Origin of the sequence: Vogesella alkaliphila (assembly GCF_014652475.1) — a bacterium.
Taxonomy (GTDB): Bacteria; Pseudomonadota; Gammaproteobacteria; order Burkholderiales; family Chromobacteriaceae; genus Vogesella; species Vogesella alkaliphila.
This window is the reverse complement of record NZ_BMYW01000019.1, coordinates 1-6,912: the sequence shown is the minus strand read 5'-3', so window position 1 is coordinate 6,912 and position 6,912 is coordinate 1. Positions and strand designations below refer to the sequence as shown.

The 6,912-nt window shown below is 57.7% G+C and carries 8 protein-coding genes; all 8 read right to left on the bottom strand.

The features are described 5' to 3' along the window. Positions 1–214 (bottom strand): ABC transporter permease subunit (locus IE100_RS16285; RefSeq protein ID WP_189375639.1); only part of this gene is annotated, 214 nt, incomplete at its 3' end. Then, positions 214–957, bottom strand: coding sequence for an amino acid ABC transporter permease (locus tag IE100_RS16280; RefSeq protein WP_189375652.1), 744 nt, complete (start codon positions 955–957; stop codon positions 214–216). The genes IE100_RS16280 and IE100_RS16285, both read right to left, overlap by 1 nt. A gap of 115 nt (positions 958–1,072) precedes the next feature. After that, complete coding sequence (locus IE100_RS16275; protein ID WP_189375650.1) at positions 1,073–2,143, bottom strand: asparaginase; 1,071 nt, start codon at positions 2,141–2,143, stop codon at positions 1,073–1,075. 76 nt (positions 2,144–2,219) lie between these two features. Next, positions 2,220–3,131, bottom strand: a complete 912-nt coding sequence (locus tag IE100_RS16270; protein WP_189375648.1) for a glutamate/aspartate ABC transporter substrate-binding protein — start codon at positions 3,129–3,131, stop codon at positions 2,220–2,222. Positions 3,132–3,160: 29 nt separating this feature from the next. Next, positions 3,161–3,529, bottom strand: coding sequence for a RidA family protein (locus IE100_RS16265; protein WP_189375646.1), 369 nt, complete (start codon positions 3,527–3,529; stop codon positions 3,161–3,163). Positions 3,530–3,559: 30 nt separating this feature from the next. Further along, complete coding sequence (locus IE100_RS16260; RefSeq protein WP_189375644.1) at positions 3,560–4,810, bottom strand: D-amino acid dehydrogenase; 1,251 nt, start codon at positions 4,808–4,810, stop codon at positions 3,560–3,562. A gap of 231 nt (positions 4,811–5,041) precedes the next feature. After that, positions 5,042–5,950 (bottom strand): LysR family transcriptional regulator, encoded by a 909-nt coding sequence (locus IE100_RS16255; RefSeq protein ID WP_189375643.1) that lies wholly within the window; start codon positions 5,948–5,950, stop codon positions 5,042–5,044. A 228-nt stretch (positions 5,951–6,178) separates the two neighbouring features. Continuing rightward, positions 6,179–6,910, bottom strand: coding sequence for an amino acid ABC transporter ATP-binding protein (locus IE100_RS16250; RefSeq protein ID WP_189375641.1), 732 nt, complete (start codon positions 6,908–6,910; stop codon positions 6,179–6,181). Positions 6,911–6,912: the final 2 nt, after the last annotated feature.

Here is a 6,912-nt window from a genome sequence, read left to right as displayed (position 1 = left end):
ACCAGGTGATCACCAGCAGCAGCGGGATGGAGCGGAAGTAGTTGACGTAGGCCTTGGCGAAACCGGACAGCACGGCGCTGTTGGACATGCGCGCCAGTGCCAGCACGGTGCCGAGGGCGATGCCGCCCGCGACCGCCAGCGCCAGCAGCTGCAGCGTCAGCTTCATGCCGTCCCACAGGCTGGGCAACGACGGGATAATCTGGCTGAAATCCATTATTTGGCCCCTCCCATCATGCCGGGAATGCGTACTTTCTTCTCGACCAGGTTCATCAGCGCCATCAGGCTCATGTTGAGTACGAAGTAGATCACCGTGGCCAGGGTAAACGCCTCAAAGATGTTGGCGCTGAATTCCGCGGTCTGCTTGGTCTGCGCCAGCAGCTCCATCAGGCCGATCAGCGACGCCACCGAGGAGTTCTTGAAGATGTTGAGGAACTCGCTGGTGAGCGGCGGGATGATGATGCGGAACGCCTGCGGCAGCAGCACGTGGCGATAGGTCTGCCCGATGCTGAAACCGACCGCCAGCGCGGCGGCACTCTGGCCACGGGGCAGCGCCTGGATGCCGGTGCGCACCTGCTCGCACACCCGTGCCGCGGTAAACAGCGCCAAACACACCACCACCGAGATATAGGCCGAGGTCGCCGGGTTCAGGTCCTGCTTGAACCAGACCTGCGTCGCTTCCGGCAGATAGTCCGGTACCACGAAATACCAGAGGAACAGCTGCACCAGCAGCGGCACGTTGCGGAACAGCTCGACGTAGGCGGTGGCAATCGCCGGCAGCACCTTGCCCGGCAGGGTGCGCATCACGCCCAGCACCGAGCCGATGGCCAGCGCCGCGATCCAGGCCACCAGCGCCACCGCGATGGTCCAGCCCAGACCGGAGACGAACCAGTTGAGGTAGATTTCGCTGCCGATGCCTGTGGACTTGAAGAAGATGTTCCAGTCCCAGTTGTAATTCATTGACTTCTCCAAAAGAAAAGGGGCGCCAGCAGCGCCCCTCCGGGAGCGGGTTGCCGGGTGTTGCCACCCGGTCCACTCTTCAGAGACCGGCTGTTCTGGACAGCCCCTGTCTCGCTCAGTACTCCCAGAAAATACGTTGCAATTCCTTGCTATCCGACGTGCGCGTCATGGCCACGGCGGCGAGGATACGCGCCTTCTGGGGATTGAAGTCATGAGCGACGATCCAGTCATACTTGTCATCCGGCTGCTCAGCATTGCGCAACACAAAACCACCCCCTGTCACCCGGCTTGAACGGATGATCTGCACACCCTTGCCGCGTAGTTCCTGCAGTACCGGCACGATCTGGCTGGCGACCGAACCGTTACCAGTGCCGGCGTGGATAATCGCTGCAGCACCATTGCCCACGTAGGCACGATAGGCCTGCTCGTTCATATTGCCGTAGCCATACACCACCTCGACTGACGCCAGTTTCTCGATGCGGTCAATATTGAACTCCGAAGCAGTGGTATGTCGCTTGACCGGCGCACGGAACCAGTAGTTTTTGCCTTCAACCACCAACCCAAGCGGACCCCACGGACTCCTGAATGCCTCGGTCTTGATGTTGACCGATTTGGCCACGTCCCGTGCGGTGTGAATCTCATCGTTCATGCTGACCAGAACCCCCTTGCCGCGGGCGTCTGGGCTGACCGCGAGGGATACTGCGTTGTACAGGTTCAATTTGCCATCGGCCGACATGGCTGTGCCGGGACGCATCGAACCGACCACCACGACCGGCTTGGTGCTTGGGATCACCAGATTGAGAAAGTACGCCGTTTCTTCCAGCGTATCGGTGCCATGCGTAATCACCACACCGTCCACATCGTTCTGCTTGAGCAATGCCGAGACGCGCTTGCCCAGTTGCAGCAGGCGCTCGTTGTTGAAGCTCTCCGAGCCGATCTGAAACACCTGCTCACCGCGCACACTGGCCACATTCTGCAACTCCGGCACGGCAGCGATCAGCTGATCCACCGCGACTTTCGCTGATTGATAGGAAGCGCTGTTGGCCGAACTGGCGCCGGAACCTGCGATCGTACCGCCAGTCGCGAGAATGACGATGTTGCCCTTGGCACAAGCCAAGACAGAAACAGTGAGCAAGGCAGCGGCAATACTCAGCCGCCCGCCACGCCGTAGAAGGGTGGGGATCATGGAAGTCTCTCCTTTATTTATTCAGCCAGCGGGGAGGGGGCCGCCCCGCTACCATCTCTATTGATATCAACCCCGATTACAACTGCTCGGACGGCTTGTCGGAGGGGTTCTTCAGAAACGCCTTCAGCTCATTGGCCATAGGGAAGTTCAGGTTCAGGCCTTTTGGCGGCACCGGACTCATGAACCACTTGGCATATATTTGATTGATCTCGCCGGACTTGTAGGTGCTACGCAATGCATCGTCAACCACCTTCTTGAATGCCGGATCGCCCTTGCGCAGCATGCAGCCGTAGCTCTCAAACGACTGCGGCTGGCCGGTTACCATCCAGTCCCCCGGAACCTTGGCTTTGGCCATCTCACCGTACAGCAGCGGGTTATCCATGTAGAACGCTGCGGCCCGACCTGATTCCAGCATCATGAATGCTTCACCATGATCTTTTGCCGCAATAATGCTCATCCCCATTTGTCGATCGGCGTTCATGGCCTTGAGTAGTCGTTCGTTGGTGGTGCCGGCGGTGGTCACCACGTTTTTGCCCTTCAGGTCGGCAAAGTCCTTGATACCGGAGGTTTTTCTGACCAGCAGTTGGCCTTTCACCAGGAAAAAGCCCAGCGAGAAGTCGACCTGTTTCTGACGCTCCAGATTATTGGTGGTGGATCCGCACTCCAGATCCACGGTGCCGTTCTGTACCAACGGAATGCGCGTCTGCGAGGTCACCAGGTTGTACTGAACCTTGATGCCAGGCATTTTCAGTTCTTTTCTGACCGCATTTACCACCTTGTTAGCCAGATCTACCGAATAGCCGATTGGTTGCTGGTTATTGTCAAGGTAGGAGAAAGGAATCGACGCGTCGCGGTAAGCCAGGACGATCACCCCTGACTCTTTGATTTTTTGCAGGGTACCCACCTGTTCAGCGGCCATGGCTGGAGTAGTCATGACGCCGGAAACAAGGCAGCCGGCAAGAAGGGTGCGGGTAAAGTATTGGGACATGGAAATTCTCCTTTATGGACAAGGTGTTGTTATTGGTCTTGCGGGGAAATGACGGCGGCGGTCAACATGATCTCCACCAATACATCAGGAGAGGCCAGATTCGCCTCACTGGTTGCTCTGGCCGGACTGGCGCCTTGTGGCAGCCAAGCCACCCATTCTTCGTTCATTGCCGCGAAGTCACGGGCAATATCCTTCAACCAGAGAGTGGCTGACAGGATATGTGCGCGGTCGCTGCCCACGGTGGCGAGCAGCCGGTCAATCTTTTCCAGCACCTCGCGCGTCTGGCCCCGGGCATCCTGCGTACGATCGCTCGGCACCTGTCCGGACAAAAACACCAGTTGGCCGAACACCACGGCATCGGACAGGCGGGGGTTACTGTTGATACGGGAAATCGTCATGGCAAAACTCCAGTAGGGGGTAGGACGGCTTCAGCGTGCGCTCGACGGTGCGAACGCGTGCATGTTGATGCTGGATTGACGACCGGAGATGAGCTCACTCAACAGACGCGCACTCCCTGCAGCCAGCGTGAACCCTAGCGCGCCGTGACCGAGGTTGAGCCACAGATTAGATAGCGAACTAGCACCCAGCACCGGCAAGCCGGTCGGTGTGGCCGGGCGCAGGCCAGCCCAAGGCTCTGCACGGACAAAGTCACCGGCATGGGGGAAGGTCTCGCTGGCGATACGCCGCAAACTGGTGAGCCGGCCCGTGGGCAGGCTGTGGTCGTAGCCGACGATGTCAACCATGGCGGCGATGCGCAGCCGATCGCCGAGCCGGGCGTAGACCGTCTTACGCTCAAAATCCGTCACACTGATGTCTGGTGCGGTGTGGCTACCGCACACAGGCAGGGTCAAGCTGTAACCTTTAAGCGGATAAATCAGCGGGTTGATGCCGAATGGAGCGAGCAGCGGCTGACTGGCCCAACCGGTTGCCAGCACGAATTTGTCAGCGCAATGCTCCGCATTGTCGGTACAGGCAGCCAGCAGGGTTGTGCCACGGTGCCGGAAATGTGTAACTCGCTGCCCGGTTAGCAGCGTGCAGCGTCCCGACTGCTGCAGCTTCTCCTGCAATCGCAGACAGAACTGATAGCAATCGGCAACGGCGTCACCGGGAGTGAAGACGCCACCCGCCAATTGACCCGCCACATGCTCCAGTGCCGGCTCTAACTGCAGACAATCAGCGGTCGTTAGCACTTGTTGCTGAGGATCCAGCAACTGGCGGGCCGCGCCGGCGAAACCAGCGGCCGAACGGTAGACCACCAGTTTGCCATTTTCGCGCCAGCTGAAATCGGTCAAGCCATCTCGGCTCTGCCACAGGCCAAGCGTCTGCTGACTCAGAAGCGAGAGCCGCAGCAGATGCGCGCCATTGGCTTGGTTAACCGAGCGGCGGCAAGCGGCGAGAAATTGCCACAGCCAGCGCCATTGTTTTGGGTCGAGTCGTAAGCGCAACTGCAACGGCGCATCACCGGACAGCATCCACTGGATGCCCTTGAGTGGCACGCCAGCATCAGCAAGCGGCGAGACGTAGCGATAGCTCAACTGCCCGCCATTGGCGAAGCTGGTACCAAGTGCGGTCCCATCGCCAGCTTCCAGCAAGGTCACCGTGAAACCATCCCGCACCAAGGCGTAGGCAGTAGACAGCCCGATTACCCCTCCACCAATCACACAAACATGTTGACTCATCGCCACGCCCTTTCTCAGGGGAAGTAGTTGTTGAGATCAATCTACAAGAGAGGCGGTAGTGGGGCGACTGAAAAAATGATAAGTAGGTATAACCAGAAGTAAGACTATTGACTGCATAACCCATCAGGCAACAAAGCACTAAGGGGACAGATCACATGGGAAATGGGGTTGGTAAACAGTTTGACACTGTGCACCAACCCCATTTTTTGAATTCATACAACGTTTTTCAGATCATTCAACCAACACAAACCCCATAGAACGGACAGTTTCCCTTAGCAATCCGATCAGTTTTTGGGCCGGGAATGCCAAGGGAGAGTCGATCGCATGCATAGCGTATAAACACACTGGAATCTTGGGCACGATTACCCGCCTCTGGATACCTGTATTCTGCTGACTATTGGCCGTAAATGGATCGACAACTGATAACCCATGTCCCTGCGCTACGAGATCACAGGCTAACTGGTACGTCTGCACCGTTGTCAAAACCTGTGGCGAGATACCATGGTTATCCAGTAACAACGATAGCTCCGACCACAGCATGTCGTTCCGGTTCAAACCGACAAATGGAATGCCATGCAACGCCTGTACCGGGAGATCTTGTTCCAACTCCGCCGAAGACCACCATCCTGTCTGCGCTATCGCACTAAGATAACCACTTGCCAATGGCTGAAGCACAATCCCTGGGTGATTCACGCGCTGCATGGTCAAACCAAGATCTGCCTCATGCAGGCATAAGCGCTGAACGATTTCTGCTGTGTGATGCGTAGCCAGTGAACACTGCACATCAGGAAACTCCTTACGCCACACTGTCAGCACTTTCGGCAGTAATGACTGGGCCAATGCCGGAGTCACCTCTAATTGCAGCGGCCGACCATGCTTGTGACGAAGACCATTAGCCAGACGCTTTACCCGCTGTAGGTCGTCAAACAATACCCCGACTTCTTTTTGTAGCAGTACCGCCTCTGGTGTAGGGTAAAGCTTACCCTTCACTCTCTCGAATAGGGCAAAACCCAGTTGCTGTTCTGCATGCATCAAGGTTTTGCTGACTGCCGGCTGAGAAATACACAGCAGCTCCGCTGCGGCACTGAGCGAACCTGTCTGTAAAATCGCCTGGAAAATTTCGACTTGGCGTAGACGCATGCAGTTCCTATTTCCAATAGTGCAAGAAAAACGCCACCACAAGAGCAATGCTGATCAGTTAAGAAGAAAACCGCTCCGCTCCAAAACTGGAGCATGGCGGTTTTCTTAATATTCTTGTGGTGTTATTGAGCAACAGTCACAAGTCAAAAACTCAACTGAATCGCATTAGCTGCAAGGGTGGCGTTCCATGTGAAACGTTGGCCGCAACGGCTGCGGCCAACCTTTTGCTCAGTGCGCCAGGATCTTGGACAGGAACTGGCGCGCACGCTCGGAACGGGCGTCGATATTGCCGAAGAACTCCTCCTTCTCGCAGTCCTCGACGATGGCGCCGCGGTCCATGAAGATCACGCGGTTGGCCACCTTGCGCGCGAAGCCCATCTCGTGGGTCACGCACATCATGGTCATGCCTTCGTGCGCCAGCTCCACCATCACGTCCAGCACCTCGTTGACCATCTCCGGGTCCAGCGCCGACGTCGGTTCGTCGAACAGCATCGCGATCGGGTCCATCGCCAGCGCGCGGGCGATCGCCACGCGCTGCTGCTGGCCGCCGGACAGCTGGCCGGGAAACTTATTGGCGTGCGCCTTCAGGCCGACGCGGTCGAGGTAGTGCATGCCCTTCTGCATCGCCTCGTCCTTGCTGCGGCCGAGCACGCGCTGTTGCGCGATGGTCAGGTTCTCGGTGATCGACAGGTGCGGGAACAGTTCGAAGTTCTGGAACACCATGCCGATGCGGGCACGCAGTTTCGGCAGGTCGGTCTTCGGGTCGCCAACCGACACGCCGTCGACGAAGATCTCGCCCTTCTGGAACGGCTCCAGCGCGTTGACGGTCTTGATCAGCGTGGACTTGCCGGAGCCGGACGGGCCGCACACCACCACCACTTCGCCTTTCTTGACGTCGGTTGTGCAATCGGTGAGCACCTGGAAGTCACCGTACCATTTGCTGACGTTCTTGATCTCGATCA